This is a genomic window from Burkholderia anthina (assembly GCF_902498995.1).
GTDB classification, from domain to species: Bacteria; Pseudomonadota; Gammaproteobacteria; order Burkholderiales; family Burkholderiaceae; genus Burkholderia; species Burkholderia anthina.
This window is the reverse complement of record NZ_CABVLY010000028.1, coordinates 49,148-64,764: the sequence shown is the minus strand read 5'-3', so window position 1 is coordinate 64,764 and position 15,617 is coordinate 49,148. Positions and strand designations below refer to the sequence as shown.

Sequence of the window (15,617 nt, the reverse complement as noted above, 5' to 3'; positions counted from 1 at the left end):
GCCCGCCGCCGGTCACGGACACGCATCATCCAGCGGCGCGACGGGCGCAGCCGCGCATCGGAGACACTCATGCAATCTGCCGTCGTCGGCGCCGTGCGCGCCGCGGCCAGCCGCTACCGCTGGACCGTCTGCGCACTGCTGTTCTTCGCGACCGTCATCAACTACATGGATCGGCAGATCCTCGGCCTGCTCGCGCCGATGCTCCAGCACGACATCGGCTGGAGCCAGGTGCAGTACGGCCGCATCGTGATGGCGTTTTCCGCGTTCTACGCGATCGGGCTGCTCGGCTTCGGCCGCATCGTCGACTGGCTCGGCACGCGCATCTCGTATGCGGTCGCGATGCTGGTGTGGAGTATTGCCGCGGTGCTGCACGCGGCGGTCGGCTCGGTGATGGGCTTCGCCGCGGTGCGCGCGCTGCTCGGGATCGGCGAGGGCGGCAACTTCCCGGCCGCGATCAAGACGACGGCCGAATGGTTTCCGCGCCGCGAACGCGCGCTGGCGACCGGCATCTTCAACTCGGGCGCGAACATCGGCGCGGTGTTCGCGCCGGCGATCATCCCGGCGATCGCGGTGGCCTACGGCTGGCGCGCGGCGTTCGTGATCATCGGCGCGATCGGCATCGTGTGGCTCGCGGTGTGGCTGGTGATGTACCGCACGGCCGACACGCGCGCGCTCGCCGCCGAATACGACGAGCCGCGCGACGAAGCCGAAGCGCTCGACGCGGCGAACGCGGACGCCGGCGCGCCGCGCTGGAGCGAGCTGATCCGCAAGCGCGAGACGTGGGCGTTCCTGATGGGCAAGTTCCTGACCGATCCGGTGTGGTGGTTCTACCTGTTCTGGCTGCCGAAATGGCTCAACGAGTCGCGCGGGATGGACATGCAGCATATCGGCCTGCCGCTCGTGTGCATCTATGCGCTGACGACGGTGGGCAGCATCGGCGGCGGCTGGCTGTCGTCGGTGCTGCTGCGCGCGGGCTGGAGCGTGAACGGCGCGCGCAAGACGGCGATGCTGATCTGCGCGTGCTGCGTGCTGCCGATCGCGTTCGTGTCGCAGGTGCAGAGCCTGTGGATCGCGGTGCTGATCGTCGGCCTCGCCGCGGCGGCGCACCAGGGCTGGTCGGCGAACCTGTTCACGACCGCGTCCGACCTGTTCCCGCGCCGCGCGGTCGCGTCGGTGGTCGGCATCGGCGGGATGGCCGGTTCGATCGGCGGCGTGCTGTTCTCGGAAGTGATCGGCCAGGTGCTGCAACGCACGGGCCATTACTGGGTGCTGTTCGCGATCGGCGCGCTGGCCTATCTGCTCGCGCTGGCCGTCATGCACGTGCTCACGCCGAAGATGAAGCCCGCGAAGCTCGACGCGTAATCGCGGCCCGAACATGAACGCGCCGCCTCGAAGGCGGCGCATTTGCTTTGGCACGCAAGGGCGCGGTACGACGCGAGCGTGGCGCGCTTCGACCGGCCTCAATCGATCTCGATCGACCTCAACCGGCCTCGGCCGTCGATGCGCGCACGATGAGCCGCGGCTCGAACGTCGAATAGCTCGCGTCGGTGCGGCCGGCGAGCGCGTCGATCAGCTTCTGCATCGCGAGCTCGCCCATGTTCTCGCTCTGGATGTCGATGGTGGTCAGCGCGGGCGCGGCATACTGGCCGTACGGCACGTTGTCGATGCCGGCCACCGACACGTCCTGCGGCAGCCGGAACCCGAGCGATGCGGCTTCCTTCATGAAGCCGAGCGCGATCAGGTCGTTGTAGCAGATCACGGCCTGCGGGCGCTGCGGCCCGAGCATCACGCGCGAGCACGCGCGCTCGCCGGCTTCGGCGGTCGGCGCATGCGCGTCGTGCACGTCGAGCGTGAGCCCCGCTTCGGCGAGACAGTCGCGCGCGCCCTGGATCCGTTCGTCGTTCACGCGCGCGGTGCCGAAGCCGAGGTACGCGATGCGCGTGTGGCCGAGATTGAGCAGGTGGCGCGCGAGCATGTAGGTGGCGAGCCGGTTGTCGATGCCGACGCTCGGAATCGGCAGGCCGGGGCTGCGCCGCAGCAGCACGAGCGGCTTGTGGAGATCGAGCATCCAGCCGGCTTCCTCGTCGGGCATCCGCGTGCTGACGATCAGCCCGTCGACGCGCTGCGCGAGCGCCTCGATCAGCGAGCGTTCGCGCGCCTGGCTCTCTTCGGTGTCGACCAGCAGCAGCGTGTAGTCGTGCTGGAGCGCGACGCGGTTCGCGCCTTTGACGACGTTCGTGAAGTGCGGGTTGCTGATGTCGAGGATCACGACGCCGATGGTGCGCGTGCGCCCGGTGATCATCGAGCGCGCGAGCGGGTTCGAACGGTAGCCGAGCCGCTCGATCGCCTCCTTGAGCCGCGCTTCGACGGTCGGCGAAAAGCGCTGCGTGCCGTTCACGTACTTGGATACCGTCGCGACCGACACGCCGGCTTCCGCGGCCACGTCGCGGATCGTCGGGGAAACTTTTTTCATCGGGAGGGTAACGTTTTCGTTAGCTTGCCCCGGATTGTGGCAGAAAAAGCCGGCGTCCGGCCGTCGGCCCATATCGGGAAAGTGCGGATGGCAGGGAGCAGGTTCGACCATTGACGTTCGGCTTTTTTCCCGCGTATAGTTGGAAAACGTTTTCCGCCTTTCGGTACATCCCAGGACAGATTCAAGGAGACACACTCGATGAACGCCTCATCCACCGGTGCGCGCAAGCCGTTCGGGCGCCTGCTGCTGACCGGCGCGGCCGGCAACCTCGGCCGCCAGGTGCGCGGCGCGCTGGCGAACTGGGCCGACGTCGTGCGCGTGAGCGACATCGCGGCGCTGGACGACGCGGCCCCGCACGAAGAAACCCGGGTCGTCGACCTGGCCGACCGCCCGGCGGTGATGGATCTGGTCGACGGCGTCGACGCGATCGTCCACCTCGGCGGCATTTCGATCGACGCGCCGTTCGACGATCTCGTCGATGCGAACATCACCGGCACGTACAACCTGTACGAAGCCGCGCGCAAGCACGGCGTGAAGCGGATCGTGTTCGCGAGCTCGAATCACGCAATCGGTTTCCATCCGGTCACGGAAGTGCTCGACGCCGATGCGCCGCTGCGTCCGGACAGCCTGTACGGCGTGACGAAATGCTTCGGCGAGTCGCTGTCGCGGTACTACTTCGACCGCTTCGGCATCGAGACGGTCTGCCTGCGGATCGGCTCGTCGTTCGAGGTGCCGAAGAATCCGCGCATGCTCGTGACGTTCCTGAGCTACCGCGACTTCATCGAACTCGTGCGCTGCTCGCTGCTGACGAACCGCGTCGGCCACGCGATCGTCTACGGCGTGTCGAACAACCCGGTGAAGTGGTGGGACAACACCAAGGCCGGCTTCCTCGGCTTCCGGCCGCAGGACAGCTCCGAGCAGTTCGCCGAGCTGTTCCCGGTGACCGCCCCGACCGCCGAGTACGACGACGCCACGCAGCGGTATCAGGGCGGCGGGTTCGTCGTCGGCGAGCCGATGGCGCGCAAGGCGACGTAATCGCGCGGCACCCGATGCGGCGTGGATCAGCGCAGGATGTCCGTTGCCTTGTGCCGCGCGTCCACGCCGTCGATCAGGATCAACGGGCCGCTCGCGTGTCGCGCGCGCAGCGGCTGAATCTTCCGGTACGCATCCGATTCGTACCATGCGCGCGCCGTGTCGAGATCGGGGAACGCGATCGCGATCAGGTCGCCGCGCCATTCCCCTTCGCGCACCTCCGGCCGCGCGCCGTGAATGACGAAATGGCCGTCGAACGGCGCGAGCGTGCCGTCGATGCGTTCGAGGTATTCGACGATGTCGTCGCACATCCGGACGTCGTGCAGGTGGGCGATGGCGTAGGCGGTCATGGCGGGCTCCGTGGTGTCGATACGGCTCGTTGATCGGTCGAGCCATGATCGGCGCGCGTGCTGCGCGCGTCGATTACCTGCGACGTAAGCGAATTTCCTCCAGGCCTCGCGCCATCGCCCGGGTTTTTTTACCGTGCACGCCGGCAATGTCTCTTGCCGATGCGGTGCGCGTGGGCACGCTACGCACCACCCGATCATGCGTCGACAGCACGGCGGACCAATCACGATCGCCCGTGCCGACGCACTTACGCGCGCTTTCGTACCGGCCGTGGCGGCGATGCCGGCACGGGCGCGGGCTCCGGCTCCGCCGCCTCCTTGCACAGCTTGTCGAGCATGCGCTGTGCGGCGGCCGAACAATCCTCGCCCGCCGGCTTGTTCGCGATCTCGTCGATCAGCGCCTGCAGATTGCGCCGGTTCTGCGCGAGACGCTGCTCGAGCAGCGCGATTTCATCGACCTTGTGCCGCAGCGCGTGCAGCAGCTCGTCGTGCGGCCATGCGCCGAGATCGGGCGGCAGCAGCGCGCGGATCTCGTCGAGCGCGAAACCCGCGCGTTGCGCGCGGTCGATGATCGCGAGCCGCGTCAACGCATCCGGCCCGTATTCCCGATAACCATTCGCCTGTCGGCGGGCCGGTTCGAGCAGGCCGCTCGCTTCGTAGAAGCGGATGCGCGACGCCGCGAGGCCGCTGGCCCGTGCCAGTTCGCCGATTTTCATGTTGGACTCCAAAGGGGCTTGACCTTGAAGCTGACTTTAAAGTTATGGTTGGGCATCGTCAATCGAGGAGATCCACCTTGAACCTGTTTGCGCCCCTGACACTGCCCAATGGCGCGGTGATTCCGAACCGGCTCGCCAAGGCCGCGATGGAAGAGAACATGGCCGATGCGGATCACGCGCCGTCCGACGCGTTGCTGCGCCTGTACCAGGCGTGGGCCGACGGCCGGGCCGGCCTGATCCTGACCGGCAACGTGATGGTGGACGGTCGCGCGATGACCGGCCCGAACGGCGTCGTGCTCGACAGCGCGGCCCACCTCGACCGCTTCCGGCGGTGGGCGCAGGTGTCGCGCTCCGGCGGCGCGCAGGTGTGGATGCAGATCAACCATCCGGGGCGCCAGATGCAGGCGGCGCTCGGCCAGACGACGCTCGCGCCGTCGGCCGTGCCGCTCGCGCTCGGCGCGCTGTCGAAGCAGTTCCCGGTGCCGAAGGAAATGACGGAGGCCGATATCGCCGACGTGCAGCGGCGCTTCGTGCGCGCCGCGCAGCTTGCCGAGCAAAGCGGCTTCACCGGCGTGCAGATCCACGCGGCGCACGGCTACCTGCTGAGCCAGTTCCTGTCGCCGCTCGCCAACCGCCGGCAGGACGCGTGGGGCGGCAGCATCGAGCATCGCGCGCGGTTGCTGCTCGACATCGTGCGGGAGGTGCGCGCGACGGTGTCGCCCGCGTTCGCCGTGGCGGTGAAGCTGAATTCGGCCGATTTCCAGCGCGGCGGCTTCAGTGCGGACGATGCGAAGCGCGTGGTCGAACTGCTGAATCCGCTCGGCGTCGATCTCGTCGAACTGTCGGGCGGGAGCTACGAAGTGCCGGCGATGCAGGGCGAGGCGCGCGACGGCCGCACGCTGGCCCGCGAAGCGTATTTCCTCGAATTCGCGCGGGACATTACGGCCGTCGCGCGCATGCCGCTGATGGTCACGGGCGGCATTCGCCGCCGCGCGGTAGCCGAAAAGGTGGTCGACAGCGGCGTGGCGATGGTCGGCATCGCGACCGCGCTGTCGATCGAGCCGAACCTGCCGCGCGACTGGCAGGCCGGCAAGGACAGCGCGCCGGTGCTGCAGCCGATCCGCTGGAAGAACAAGGCATTGGGCGCGCTGGCGAACATGGCGGTGGTCAAGTTCCAGCTCGCGCGGTTGAGCGTCGGGCGGCGCACGCATCCGGACGTGTCGCCGCTGCGCGCGCTGGTGTCGCAGCAGCTCGCCGCGCAGTGCCAGACGCGGCGCTACCGGAAGTGGATGGCACGCCGCGCGGCCGCCCCGCGCGCGTGACGTGCATGCGTGTCCGGCGCGCCAGGATCCGTCCGCGGGCGAGACCGTGGCCGCGTCGTCGAAACCGTCGCGCTGAATCCGCTGCCGCTGGGCACCCACGCAAGGGCATGACGCGTTCACGGTGACGCGACGTTCGATGGCCCGCCGCCGCGCGTGCGTCGACGGGCCGCCGTGCCAGGGCGCCACCGCGCCGCGCGGCGTCAGAACCGGTAGTTCGCGAGCACTTCGAACCGGCGGTCGTTGCCGAGCAGATACTGCGTCTCGTTGTAGTACGCGGACTGCACGTAGCGCCGGTTGAACACGTTGTAGGCGCGCGCGGTGATCGTCGTGTCCTTGCGCGGCTTCCACGCAAGCCCGAGGTCGACGTTCGTGTACGACGGCATCACGAGCGTGTTGGCCGTGTCGGCAAAGCGCTTGCCGACGTACTTGATACCGGCGATGCCGGTCCAGTCCGGCGCGAAGCGCCAGCTCACCCACAGGTTCGCGAGCCGCTGCGGCACCGACACCGGCACGTTGCCCGCACGCGAGACGGTCGTGCCGCCGGACGCCTGCTGGAAGTCGTCGTATTTCGCGCGCAGGATCGACACGTTCGCGTCGACGCGCCAGTCTCTCGCGATCTCCGCGCCGACCGTCGCTTCCAGCCCGCGCGACGATTGCCGGCCGACCTGGATCGACTGGTTCGGGTTCAGCGGATCGGCCGTCACGAGATTGTCCTTCACGATCCGGTAGGCGGCCAGCGTCCATTCGGCCTTGCCGCCGAGGAGCGACTGCTTCACACCGATCTCGATCTGACGGCCGGTCGCGAGCGTGAAATTCGCCTTCGACGCATTCAGCGACAGCAGCGAGGTGATCGGATCGGCCGCGACCGAATACTGCCCGTACACGGCGAGACCGGGGCGCACGTCGTACACGGCGCCAAGGCGCCAGCCCGTGTTCGCGAACACTTTCGTGAACGCGCCGCCGTTCACGAGATCGTCGCGGTTCACGCTCGCATGGTCGTAGCGCAATCCGCCGATCACCGACCAGCGCGGCGTGATTTCGAGCCGGTTCTCCGCGAACAGCGCGTACTGGTTCGCCTGGCTGCGGTACTTCGGATACGTGCCGGCCACGTTGATGAAGCTGCCCGGATCGAAGCCGAACGGATCGACCGTCGACGTGCCCGAATACGGCGAATTGTTGTCGTGCCGGAACGTCGTGTGATTGAACTCCGTGCCCGCCGAGAACGTGTTGCGCATCCCGAGCAGCAGGCCGGTCGCGGTGGCCGTCGTCACGTTGCCGTACTGCTGCTGGTCGTGGAAGATTTCGGTGTAGCTGCTGCGCCGGACCTGCGCGCTCGACGGCAGGTACGCGTAGTACTCGGCATCCTTCCAGTGGCGATTGCTCTGCATCCGGTACAGCGTGCTCGTCACGTTCAGGCCGTCGCTCGGCTGCCAGTTCGCCGACACCGTCGCCCAGCTGTCGCGGAACGCGATGTCGCTGTCGCCGACGTTGTAGTTCTTCCCGTCGAGCGCGCGATCGCGCGCGCCGTTCACGAGCGGCACGCCGAAATACTGCATCGGATGCTGGAAGCCCTGCGCGTACGACGCCGTCACGTACAGGTCCGGCGTCACGTCGTAGCGCAGCGCGCCCGAGATCGACAGGTTGCGCGAATCGCCGCGATCGATCCAGTTCGCCGAGCGGTTGCCGCTGATGTCGAAGCGGTACGACAGCGCGTCGTCGATCGCGCCGCCGCTGCCGAACGCGACGCGCGCCGTGCGTTCGGTGCCGCCGCCGACCTGCAGCTCGTTGCGGATCGGCGTGCGGGTCGGCTTCTTCGGGACGATGTTCACGACGCCGCCGATCGCGCCTTCGCCGTAGATCACCGAAGCGGGGCCGCGCAGCACGTCGATATGGTCGACCGACCACGTGTCGAACGGAAAGGTGACGCCGATGGCGCCGTACGGGCGTACGCCGTCGTAGAGCTGCGTAACCGACGACGCGCCGACGAAGCCGCGCGCGCCCAGCTCCGAGTCGCCGTTGCCGGGATGCGGCGAGGCGCTGATGCCGGCGGCGCGGCTCACCGCATCGACGATCGAACTGTCGCCGCGCGTGTCGAGCGTCGCGCGGTCGAGCCGTTCGACGCTTGCGGGCGTTTCGAGCGGCGTCAGGTCGAGGCGGCTGCCGGTATCGAGCGGCCGCTGCAGCGGCGCGACCTTGCGCGCATCGACGCGGATCGGCTCGAGCATCGTGCCGGCGCCGTCGACGCCGCTTTCCTGTGCCTGCCCGAGCGGTGCAAAGGCCGCGAGCGCGGCGGCGGGCAGCATCAATCTGAACTTCATGTTTCGGATTCCTTGAAAGGGGGCGTCGTTCGACGATCAGGCTGCCGCGCGCGTCGCGCGGCCGAACAGCAGGCGGTCGATCGACCACACCGCGACGATCGTCAACCCCGTCAGCGGAAACACGATGCCGAGCAGCACGAGCCCCGCGATCCAGCCGCGCATCGGCGGCGCGCCGCGTTCGCGCGACGGCGCGCCCAGCTTTCCCGCCGGGCGGCGCTTCCACCACATCACCGTGCCCGTGACGGCCATCGCGGCCAGCCCGAGCGACAGCGCCGCGCAGACGATCTGGTTCGCGAGCCCGAAGTAGCGGCCCATGTGCAGCGACGTGCCGTACGACACGGCCTGCGATACCGCGCCGTAGTCCGCGTAGCGGATGTCCTGCAGCACCGCGCCGCTGTACTGGTCGATGGCGATCGTGCGCTCCGCCTTCGGGTCGGCCGGGAAGTACGACGCGGTGAATACGCCGTCGGGGCCCGACGGCAGCGCGAGCGTGTAGCCGCTCGTCACGCCGAGCCCGGCGACGATCGCGATCGCGCGCGCGAGCGGCAGCGGCGCGGACGATGCCGGCGCCGACGGCGAATCCGGAACGGGCACGTTGCCGACCGCCCACGGCGTTTGCGGCAACGGCAGGTCGTCCATCACCATGCCCGGCATCGATTCGCCGGATGCGTGATGGTGATGGCCGGCCGGCGCCGCGGGCCGTGCCGGTGCGGGCGCGGCAGCCGACGCCGCCGCGCCCGGGCGCGTCGAACGCGTCGATCCGCCGCCCCATGCGCCCGGCGGCGCGCCGAGGTTCACGGTAGCGGCCAGCGCCTTGAAGTTCTTGCCCCACGAACCCGACCACGGCAACCCGGTCAGGATGAATGCGACCGTGCCGGCCGCGAGCCAGATGCCGGCTGTCGCGTGGATGCTTTTCCACAGCGGCCTGCCGCGCAGCGACAGGTCGGGCCGCAGTGCGCGGCCCGCGCGCGCGGCGCCGCGCGGCCACCACAGCGCGATGCCGGTGCCGATCATCACGAAGGTCCAGCATGCGGCGAGTTCCATCAGCAACTCGCCGGTCTTGCCGAGCAGCAGCTTGCGATGCAGCATCCGGTCGACCTGCATGAAGCGTTGCTCGACGCTCAGCGTGCCGAGCACGCTGCCGTCGTACGGGTTCACGTACACGCTCTCGCGGCTGCCGTCGCGCAGCCGGAACACGTATTCGGCGCTGCGCTCGGGCGCGGTGGAAACCTGCGCCGAAACCGGCGTCGCGCCGGCCGGCAGCGCGGTGCGCGCCTTCGCGAGCAGCGTGTCCGGATCGAGTCGCGGCGTCGCGCGCGGTTCGACGATCAGCCGGTGCGGATACAGCAGCGGCTCGATTTGCGGCTGGAAGCAGTAGAGCGTGCCCGTGATCGCGAGGATCACGAGAAACGGCATCACGAACAGGCCGGCATAGAAATGCCAGCGCCAGAGCGTCCGGTAACCGGCGCTGGCGGAACGGGCGGGCGACAGGGCCCGCTCGACGGTGGTCGACATGGTGTCAGCTCCTCGGGTTCGTCGCTCGGTCGGGCCGGCACGGGCCGGCCGCCGTCGACGCGCGGCGCACCCGCGTGCGCACGGCGGCGGAACGGACGACGGCACGTCATGCGCGGTCGGTCATGGCGCGCATGGCGACGTCGCCCGGGCGGCGGGCGCAGTCGGGTGATCGCTTGAATCGGATGGGATGAAACGATCGGCGTGACGAGCCGCGCACGTCGACGTGCGCGGGCCGTCAGGCGAAACGGTCAGCAGAACAGGGGCGGCGCGCGGGAGGGCGGGCGGTCGTCGAATATCGACCGCACGACGCGAGGGATGTCGAAGCGAATCCGGAACCGCCGCGGCGCCGCGGCGGGAAACAGCAGCACCAGCACCGCGAACGATGCCAGCGCCGTGAACAGCGCCGCGCCGAATGCGCAGAGGCTGTCGTCGCCGCCGGCGGACGATGCTGCGTTGCCGACGTGTGCGCCATGCTTCAGCGCGTCGGCGAGCGCGAACGCATCGTTGGCCGGCGTGATCGGCGCACCCGCGTCGAAACGGGCGGCGAGTGCCGCCACGTCGACGATCAGCGGGCCGCGCCCCGAACACAGCACCACCGAGCCCGCATCCGGACCGTCCGGATCGAGCATCACGGCGCCCGACATCAGCGCGCGGGACAGCAGCGTGACGAGGAGGACACCCCACAGAAGCTGTCGCGCGACGCCTTGCCGGAGCAGGAAGCGGCGAAGTGCGTTCATGGCGCGCGATTGTACATCCGATTGGCTGGCGGCCCGGTTGCGGCGCCGGGAAGCGGGGGGCCGTGGAGGGCGTTCAGCGGCGGCGTCGTTGCCGTCTTCGTCCTGGTTCTCGCCTTCATCGGCCAGCAGGCCGGAGAGCTCGGCGGCCGACAGGCGCCGCATCGCCCGTTCGACGTCGCGATCGGAGCGGCGATCGTTCGGGTCGAGAGTCTTCCGGGCCTTGCGTCCGTACTGCTGCACGAAGACGCCGGGTTCGCCGGCCAGCCGGGATGTCCGGTTCCGGACGCTCATCCGGCGCGGTCATCGGGCATGCGCGCGTCTCCGTGGCCGTTCGTCGTCGAGATCGACGCTGCGCGCCGGTTCAGACCGGATACGCATCGTCGACCTTCAGGTTCGCGAGCCGGAACAGCGTGCGCAGCGTCTGCGGATGGATGTCGCGGCGCGCGGCGAGCGACGTCAGCATGAAGTCGAGCACCTTCGCGTAGCGCAGCAGCACGAGGCAGCGCGTGAGATCGGCGGTGCCGCCGCGCATGTCTTCGGCGAGCCGGACCATCTGGCCGGACAGCGTGCGGGCCATGTCCAGTTCCATCTGCTGCTTTTCGGTCCAGTCGGGCAGCGGTTGTTCGAGCAGCTTTGCGAGAAAGAGCTGGAACGACGTATCGGACGAGTTGGGCAGCGCATCCATGGAAAGCCTCGTTGCTTCGCGGTGTTCGTGGCCGCGCCGATCGGCGGCGCGGCTTGCATGACAAACGGGATGCAGGTTCCGTACCAGCGCCGCGATCCGATTGTTGAGCAATGTTGACGCGCGTCGCGGCGTCGGTCGTCGCGTCCCGCCGAGACTGGCTCGCACGGAAAATCGAGGCGGCCGTCCATACGCGTCGCGACGCGGCGCGCGCGGGTGCGGCGGCGGTCGAACGAATGAAATGCTTCAACGATGTAACGTAACGCAGGCGCAAAACGGGCTTCGTGTTTCTGTCGGCAACGGGCAGGAAGGCCGCGATCGGGCGGTTCGCGCGGCATCCGCCCGGCGCCGGGCGCGGCGGCCCGCGACGCCCGGCGCGTGACGGCGGCATGCCGCCACACGCACGCGCCGGATGTTTCATAACCGAGACAGTCCGGACGCGCCGGCCGCCGTGGCGGATGCAACGTCATGCGCAGGCATGCGCTTCGCCCAACTGGCCCAGCGAATTGCCGGCCAATTGTCCATGGGCAACTGCCGCGCATGTGCGAACAATCGACCGCTCATCCCCCGCGAGGTTCGACATGAGCGTCCACGCCTTTTTCTCCGCCAACCTGCTGCTGGCTTACACGGCCTATTTCGTCGGCACGGCCAGCCCGGGCCCGAGCAATCTCGCGATCATGTCGGTCGCCGCGAACCACGGCCGCAAGGCGGCGCTCGTATTCGCGCTCGGCGTGATGTCGGGATCGATGTGCTGGGCGATGGTGGCCGCGCTCGGCGTGTCGGCGGCGCTGCTCGCGTGGTCGAAGCTGCTGGTCGCGATCAAGCTGTTCGGCGGCGTGTACCTGCTGTGGCTCGCGTTCAAGTCGGGCCGCACCGCATGGTCGCCCAATGCGGCGGCGACGCTGAAGACGACGCCCGGGCAGCGGCTGTCGCGCTTCTACGCGCGCGGCGCGATGCTGCACCTGACGAATCCGAAAGCCATCCTGGTGTGGGTGTCGATCGTCGCGCTGTCGTCGAACGGTTCGGGCGCGTCGCACGGCGCGGTCGTGCCGGGCTGCATCGCGATCGGCTGCATGGTGTTCGGCGGGTATGCGCTGGTGTTCTCGACCGATGGTGCGCGCCGGTTGTACGTGCGCGGCCGGCGGGCGATGGAAGCGTGCCTGGCGGTGGTGTTCGGTCTGGCGGGGATCCGGCTGCTCGCATCGAACGTCTGAACGGACGACGCGCGCTCGTCCGGACGATCCGCCGCACGAACGCACGGCGGATCGTTCGCGCCTCGCGCCGCGCGTCAGAAAATGAAGCCCGTGTTGATGAACTTCGAGTAGTGGTCCGACACGATCGAGTCGAGCAGCTGCTTGCTGCCGTCGGTCTGCTTTGCCGCAACCATCGAGCGGATCGAGAACGCGCGCAGCGCGTCGGTCACCGACAGCGTGCCTTCGGCCGAATCCTTGCGCCCCGCGAACGGGAACACGTCGGGTCCGCGCTGGCACTGGCAGTTGATGTTCACGCGGCATACCTGGTTCACGAGCGGATCGACGAGCGCGCCGATCTGCGCCGGATCGGAACCGAAGATGCTGACCTGCTGGCCGTGCTCCGACGTGGTCACGTAGTCGAGCGCGGTTTCGACGTCGTCGAACGGCGCGACCGGGATGATCGGCCCGAACTGTTCTTCGCGATACAGCTTCATCCCTTCGACGACCGGATACACGACGGCCGGATAGAACAGCGTCTTGCTGAACTCGCCGCCCTGGTGATTGACGACCTGCGCGCCCCTGGCCTTCGCGTCGTCGATCGCGTCGGTCATGTACGCGGTGCGATGCATGCCCGGCAGCGGCGTGATGCTGACGCCTTTCTCCCACGGCATGCCGATCTTCAGTTGCTCGAGCGCGGCGGTGAAGCGCTCCAGGAATGCGTCGACGATCGAGCGATGCACGAGCAGCATCTTCAGCGCGGTACAGCGCTGACCGTTGAACGACAGCGCGCCGAGCAGGCACTCCTTCACGGTGAGGTCGAGATCGGCATCGGGCAGCACGATCGCCGCGTTCTTCGCGTCGAGGCCGAGGATCGCGCGCAGCCGGTGCGACTTCGGATGCTGCTTCTTCAGGTGATCGGCGACCTTGCTCGAACCGATCAGCGCGAGCACGTTGATCTTGCCCGACGCGAGCATGTGCGGCACGACCACGGCGCCCGGCGCGTAGATCGTGTTGATCACGCCTTTCGGGAACGCGTCGCGGAACGCATCGAGCAGCGGTTCGAACAGCAGCGTGCCGTATTGCGGCGGCTTGAACACCACGGTGTTGCCCATCAGCAGCGCGGGGATCAGCGTCGCGAACGTCTCGTTCAGCGGATAGTTGTACGGCCCCATGCACAGCACGACGCCGAGCGGCGTGCGGCGGATCTGGCCGATCGTGCCTTCGGCGATCACGAAGCGCGAGTTCGCGTTGTCGAGCTCCTTCAGCGCGTCGATCGTCTGCGTCATGTACGTGACGGTGCGGTCGAACTCCTTCTGCGAATCGGCGAGGCTCTTGCCGATCTCCCACATGATCAGGTTCACCACGAGCTCGCGCTGCGCGACCATCCGCTTGATGAAGTCCTGCATGCACGCGATGCGCTGCTCGACCTTCATCGTCGGCCACTCGCCGCGGCCCGAATCGTACGCGCGCACCGCGGCGTCGAGCGCCGCGTCGCTTTCCGTCTCGCCCATCACCGGGTAGCTGCCGATCTCCATCTGCGCGACGCTGCCGTCCGGCTGCCGCACGCACACCGGCGACAGCACGGTCTTGGTCGTGCCGTCCCACGGGCGCAATGCGCCGTCGACCAGCGACACGCGCTGGTGGATCGGCGAAGCGAGCCGGTATTCGGCGGGGATGTCCTGATAGGCGGGAAACAGCTGCTGCAGAGAGGCGGAATCGGGCATGACGGTCTCGTTTGACGGGGGGCCGGAAAGGACGGGCGACACGGAATCCTGAGCTGAATGATCCTCGATCCTGAATCGGCATCATGACGCGCGCACGACGTCGCGTCACGCGGCGGCATGGCCGAAACACACGATGGAACCAGTTCCATTAAAAAGCAACGCCGTGCCGATTGCAAGAATTGCCGACCGCCGTCGTTCAATCCGAAAGGAATTTGACGGATTGTGTCCGGTTATGAGGGGTATGCCGCCCAGCGCATGCGCAAACGTTTTACTTCGGGCGGTTTGAGTGGATAATGGCCGGCGCGGCACAGCAAAAAATGCAGGGAACCTGAGAGAACCTATGCAGTGAAGAAGAAAGAAAGTCCGCCGCGCCGCCGATACGAGGTCGGCTGCCCGGAGCGTCGGGCCGGGGTTGCCCCGGCCCGACGCGCACCGGACACACGGGCCGTCGTTCGTTCGGTCCTTCCTTCCGGCGATTTCGTCGCCGCGATTGCCCCGCTTCTGGATTCCCCGCCGAGACGCAGGCACTGAACGCCTGGCGCACGTGACGCTATTCGACGTCCTCGTCGTCTTCGTCATCCTCCACGTCGCGTTCCTCCTGCCCCGGCGCCGCATACGCGCTCGCCTGTTCCAGCAGCCATGTGCGGAACGATTCGAGCGGCTTGCTGTGACTGAACTCCGTCGGATACACGAGGTAGTACGCCGAATCGCCGACCGTCGCCGCGTCGCACGGCACGACGAGACCGAGCTGCTGCAACTGTTCCTCGACGAAGAACTTCGGCACCAGCGCGATTCCGAGCCCGGCCGCGGCCGCGCTGATCAGCATCGTATGCAGCTCGTAGCGCACGCCCTGCATCGTGCGGATGTCCTCGATGCCGTGCGTCTCGAACCATTGCGCCCACGCGCCGGGACGCGTGGTGGAGTGCAGCAGCGGATACGCGAGCAGATCCTCCACGCGTTCGACGGGCCCGTGGAGCAGCGCCGGCGAGCAGATCGGCACGACTTCCTCGCCGAACAGGTAGTCCGACGACGTGCCGGGCCAGGTCGGCTTGCCGTAGTGGATCGCGGCTTCGAAGTGGGTGTCTTCGAACGAGAACAGGTCGGTGCGGCTGCCCATGTTCACGCGCACGTCCGGCGTGCGGTCGTAGAAGCTCTTGATGCGCGGGATCAGCCAGTGCGACGCGAAGGTCGGCAGCACCGCGAGCTCCAGATAGCCGCCGCCGCTGCCGTGCGCGATGATCGACAGCGTGTCGCGGTCGAGCGCCTCCAGCGCGCGCCGCACCTGCGTGCCGTACAGCTTGCCGGCGCGCGTCAGCACGACGCGCTGCTTCACGCGCGCGAACAGCCGCACGCCGAGGCTCGCTTCGAGCGTCGCGATTTGCCGCGACACCGCGCTCTCGGTCAGGAACAGCTCCTTCGCCGCGTGCGTGAAGCTCTCGTGGCGCGCCGCGGCTTCGAAAGCCACGAGCGCGCCCATGTTGGGGATCTTGAATTTGCGCATGATGCTCTTTTTGTCTGACGAACGGACCCGCCCGAGGCAGGCCGGCGGACGCGTGCT

13 protein-coding genes are annotated in these 15,617 nt (G+C 68.3%); 4 read left to right on the top strand and 9 right to left on the bottom strand.

Translation table 11 applies throughout. The features are described 5' to 3' along the window. Positions 1-69: 69 nt before the first annotated feature. Positions 70-1,362 (top strand): MFS transporter, encoded by a 1,293-nt coding sequence (locus tag BME24068_RS28795; protein ID WP_096500474.1) that lies wholly within the window; start codon positions 70-72, stop codon positions 1,360-1,362. 118 nt (positions 1,363-1,480) lie between these two features. Here BME24068_RS28795 and BME24068_RS28790 read toward each other — a convergent pair whose 3' ends face one another. Beyond that, positions 1,481-2,584, bottom strand: coding sequence for a LacI family DNA-binding transcriptional regulator (locus BME24068_RS28790; RefSeq protein WP_096500472.1), 1,104 nt, complete (start codon positions 2,582-2,584; stop codon positions 1,481-1,483). A gap of 87 nt (positions 2,585-2,671) precedes the next feature. On the opposite strand from BME24068_RS28790, the gene BME24068_RS28785 reads away from it, so the two are divergent. Continuing rightward, positions 2,672-3,508, top strand: a complete 837-nt coding sequence (locus BME24068_RS28785) for an NAD-dependent epimerase/dehydratase family protein (RefSeq protein WP_174928080.1) — start codon at positions 2,672-2,674, stop codon at positions 3,506-3,508. A 26-nt stretch (positions 3,509-3,534) separates the two neighbouring features. Here the strand turns inward: BME24068_RS28785 and BME24068_RS28780 are convergent, their stop codons facing one another. Both BME24068_RS28780 and BME24068_RS28775 read right to left on the bottom strand, forming a co-directional pair. Next, positions 3,535-3,855: a DUF1330 domain-containing protein gene (locus BME24068_RS28780; protein ID WP_096500468.1), complete on the bottom strand. Its 321-nt coding sequence runs from the start codon at positions 3,853-3,855 to the stop codon at positions 3,535-3,537. Positions 3,856-4,100: 245 nt separating this feature from the next. Further along, on the bottom strand, positions 4,101-4,568 hold the full coding sequence (locus BME24068_RS28775) for a MerR family transcriptional regulator (protein ID WP_096500466.1): 468 nt from the start codon (positions 4,566-4,568) through the stop codon (positions 4,101-4,103). Between the two features lie 77 nt (positions 4,569-4,645). On the opposite strand from BME24068_RS28775, the gene BME24068_RS28770 reads away from it, so the two are divergent. Beyond that, positions 4,646-5,890, top strand: a complete 1,245-nt coding sequence (locus tag BME24068_RS28770; protein WP_096500464.1) for an NADH:flavin oxidoreductase/NADH oxidase family protein — start codon at positions 4,646-4,648, stop codon at positions 5,888-5,890. Between the two features lie 200 nt (positions 5,891-6,090). Here the strand turns inward: BME24068_RS28770 and BME24068_RS28765 are convergent, their stop codons facing one another. The 4 genes from BME24068_RS28765 to BME24068_RS28745 all read right to left on the bottom strand — a co-directional run bounded on the left by BME24068_RS28765 (position 6,091) and on the right by BME24068_RS28745 (position 11,145). Continuing rightward, on the bottom strand, positions 6,091-8,208 hold the full coding sequence (locus BME24068_RS28765; protein WP_174928079.1) for a TonB-dependent receptor: 2,118 nt from the start codon (positions 8,206-8,208) through the stop codon (positions 6,091-6,093). 36 nt (positions 8,209-8,244) lie between these two features. Then, positions 8,245-9,723 carry a PepSY-associated TM helix domain-containing protein gene (locus tag BME24068_RS28760; protein ID WP_174928078.1) on the bottom strand — a complete coding sequence of 493 codons (1,479 nt, stop codon included), beginning with the start codon at positions 9,721-9,723 and terminating at the stop codon, positions 8,245-8,247. Between the two features lie 248 nt (positions 9,724-9,971). Beyond that, complete coding sequence (locus BME24068_RS35435) at positions 9,972-10,460, bottom strand: hypothetical protein (protein WP_174928103.1); 489 nt, start codon at positions 10,458-10,460, stop codon at positions 9,972-9,974. A gap of 361 nt (positions 10,461-10,821) precedes the next feature. Next, positions 10,822-11,145, bottom strand: a complete 324-nt coding sequence (locus BME24068_RS28745) for a DNA-binding protein (protein WP_174928077.1) — start codon at positions 11,143-11,145, stop codon at positions 10,822-10,824. A 578-nt stretch (positions 11,146-11,723) separates the two neighbouring features. Here BME24068_RS28745 and BME24068_RS28740 point away from each other — a divergent pair. After that, a complete protein-coding gene (locus BME24068_RS28740; protein WP_174928076.1) occupies positions 11,724-12,356 on the top strand; it encodes a LysE family translocator in 633 nt (210 codons plus the stop codon). A gap of 74 nt (positions 12,357-12,430) precedes the next feature. On the opposite strand, the gene BME24068_RS28735 is transcribed toward BME24068_RS28740, so the two are convergent. Both BME24068_RS28735 and BME24068_RS28730 read right to left on the bottom strand, forming a co-directional pair. Continuing rightward, entirely contained in the window at positions 12,431-14,059 is a 1,629-nt protein-coding gene (locus BME24068_RS28735; protein WP_174928075.1) for an NADP-dependent glyceraldehyde-3-phosphate dehydrogenase, read from the bottom strand. A 550-nt stretch (positions 14,060-14,609) separates the two neighbouring features. After that, positions 14,610-15,560 carry a LysR family transcriptional regulator gene (locus tag BME24068_RS28730; protein ID WP_096500452.1) on the bottom strand — a complete coding sequence of 317 codons (951 nt, stop codon included), beginning with the start codon at positions 15,558-15,560 and terminating at the stop codon, positions 14,610-14,612. Positions 15,561-15,617: the final 57 nt, after the last annotated feature.

What these genes read in the sequence shown, in the direction of transcription:
- BME24068_RS28795 (WP_096500474.1), top strand. Translation starts at nt 70, where the DNA reads ATGCAATCTGCCGTCGTCGGCGCCGTGCGCGCCGCGGCCAGCCGCTAC.
- BME24068_RS28790 (WP_096500472.1), bottom strand. Translation starts at nt 2,584, where the DNA reads ATGGTCGAACCTGCTCCCTGCCATCCGCACTTTCCCGATATGGGCCGA.
- BME24068_RS28785 (WP_174928080.1), top strand. Translation starts at nt 2,672, where the DNA reads ATGAACGCCTCATCCACCGGTGCGCGCAAGCCGTTCGGGCGCCTGCTG.
- BME24068_RS28780 (WP_096500468.1), bottom strand. Translation starts at nt 3,855, where the DNA reads ATGACCGCCTACGCCATCGCCCACCTGCACGACGTCCGGATGTGCGAC.
- BME24068_RS28775 (WP_096500466.1), bottom strand. Translation starts at nt 4,568, where the DNA reads ATGAAAATCGGCGAACTGGCACGGGCCAGCGGCCTCGCGGCGTCGCGC.
- BME24068_RS28765 (WP_174928079.1), bottom strand. Translation starts at nt 8,208, where the DNA reads ATGAAGTTCAGATTGATGCTGCCCGCCGCCGCGCTCGCGGCCTTTGCA.
- BME24068_RS28760 (WP_174928078.1), bottom strand. Translation starts at nt 9,723, where the DNA reads ATGTCGACCACCGTCGAGCGGGCCCTGTCGCCCGCCCGTTCCGCCAGC.
- BME24068_RS35435 (WP_174928103.1), bottom strand. Translation starts at nt 10,460, where the DNA reads ATGAACGCACTTCGCCGCTTCCTGCTCCGGCAAGGCGTCGCGCGACAG.
- BME24068_RS28745 (WP_174928077.1), bottom strand. Translation starts at nt 11,145, where the DNA reads ATGGATGCGCTGCCCAACTCGTCCGATACGTCGTTCCAGCTCTTTCTC.
- BME24068_RS28740 (WP_174928076.1), top strand. Translation starts at nt 11,724, where the DNA reads ATGAGCGTCCACGCCTTTTTCTCCGCCAACCTGCTGCTGGCTTACACG.
- BME24068_RS28735 (WP_174928075.1), bottom strand. Translation starts at nt 14,059, where the DNA reads ATGCCCGATTCCGCCTCTCTGCAGCAGCTGTTTCCCGCCTATCAGGAC.
- BME24068_RS28730 (WP_096500452.1), bottom strand. Translation starts at nt 15,560, where the DNA reads ATGCGCAAATTCAAGATCCCCAACATGGGCGCGCTCGTGGCTTTCGAA.